2 protein-coding genes are annotated in these 1,560 nt (G+C 69.2%); both read left to right on the top strand.

What is annotated here, in order from left to right:
- A partial coding sequence (locus G6019_RS08750) for a D-aminoacyl-tRNA deacylase (protein ID WP_182627433.1) occupies nucleotides 1–388 on the top strand: 388 nt, incomplete at its 5' end.
- Nucleotides 389–527: 139 nt separating this feature from the next.
- Nucleotides 528–1,496: a sigma-70 family RNA polymerase sigma factor gene (locus G6019_RS08745; RefSeq protein WP_017837708.1), complete on the top strand. Its 969-nt coding sequence runs from the start codon at nucleotides 528–530 to the stop codon at nucleotides 1,494–1,496.
- The last annotated feature ends 64 nt before the right edge of the window (nucleotides 1,497–1,560 follow it).

The raw sequence follows: 1,560 nt of genomic DNA, 5'->3' as shown, positions 1-1,560 counted from the left end.
CGAGACGGACGTCTCCACGATGGTCCGCAAGATCGCCGAGTTGCGCATCCTGCGGGGCCGGTCGGGCGCGGACGACGACGGTGCACTCCGGGACGATGCGGTCCGGGACGGTGCGGTCGAGGTGGGCGCGGTCGAGGTCGGCGCGCCCGTCCTGGTGGTCAGCCAGTTCACCCTCATGGGGTCGACGACCAAGGGGCGCAGGCCGTCGTGGTCCCGCGCCGCCCCTGGCGAGCAGGCCGAAGCGGCCGTCGACGCGGTGGTCCGCGGTCTCCGGGACCGCGGTCTCGAGGTCACGACCGGCAAGTTCGGCGCGATGATGCAGGTCAGTTCTGTCAATGACGGCCCGTTCACCGTCCTCGTCGACACCTCGGGTTCCCGCGCCTCGTGACGGGCGTCATCATCGCGGGAACATTCCCGGCGGCCCCGCCGTTGTAGCAGTACGTGACCGTGACCCGGCCACGCGCCCGTTCCGTCCATCAGCAACCGACCGCCGGCTCTGATCCCCCGGACCGGCAGGAGGAGGAGACATGACGTCAGCCACCACCCGATCGGATCGTCGGACGGAGGCGGAGTCGGAAGGCCAGAGCCCCAGCGCGGACCTCGTCCGCGTCTACCTCAACGGGATCGGCAAGACCGCCCTCCTCAACGCGGAGGACGAGGTCGAGCTCTCCAAGCGTATCGAGGCCGGTCTGTACGCCTCCCACCTCCTGGCCACCAAGAAGCGGATCGGCCCCACCAAGAAGGCGGACCTCAAGGTGATCGTCGCCGAGGGGGAGGCGGCCCGTGCACACCTGCTCGAGGCCAACCTCCGACTGGTGGTCTCCCTGGCCAAGCGCTACACCGGTCGCGGGATGCCACTGCTCGATCTCATCCAGGAGGGCAACCTCGGACTGATCCGAGCCATGGAGAAGTTCGACTACGCCAAGGGGTTCAAGTTCTCGACCTACGCCACGTGGTGGATTCGCCAGGCGATCACCCGGGGCATGGCCGACCAGTCCCGCACCATCAGGCTCCCCGTGCACCTGGTGGAGCAGGTCAACAAGCTCGCCCGCATCAAGCGGGAGTTGCACCAGCAGCTCGGACGCGAGGCGACCCTGGATGAGCTGGCGGAGGAGTCGGGAATCCCCGCGCACAAGATCGAGGAGCTGCTCGATCACTCCCGGGACCCGGTGAGCCTGGACATGCCGGTCGGCGCCGACGAGGAGGCGCCCCTGGGCGACTTCATCGAGGACGCCGAGGCCACCAGCGCCGAGAACACGGTCGTGACCAACGTGATGCACTCGGACGTGCGCGCGGTGCTGTCCACGCTCGAGGAGCGCGAGCAGCAGGTCATCACCCTGCGCTTCGGGCTCGACGACGGCCAGCCGCGTACTCTCGACCAGATCGGGAAGCGTTTCGGTCTGTCGCGAGAGCGTGTCCGTCAGATCGAGCGTGAGGTCATGGCGAAGCTCCGGGAGGGGCGCCGCGCCGACAAGCTCCGTTCCTACGCGGTCTGAGGGACGGACGGGCCGCACGGGCGCAGGACGCAGCCCCGGCTCCCCGAGGCGGGTTCACCCCGCC

The sequence above is a fragment of the Dietzia sp. DQ12-76 genome (genome assembly GCF_014145045.1).
Taxonomy (GTDB): Bacteria; Actinomycetota; Actinomycetes; order Mycobacteriales; family Mycobacteriaceae; genus Dietzia.
This window is presented reverse-complemented; position numbering and strand designations above follow the sequence as displayed.

Bases quoted from the DNA above. Each gene is read 5' to 3' on its own strand.
- G6019_RS08745 (WP_017837708.1), top strand. From the start codon at position 528: ATGACGTCAGCCACCACCCGATCGGATCGTCGGACGGAGGCGGAGTCG.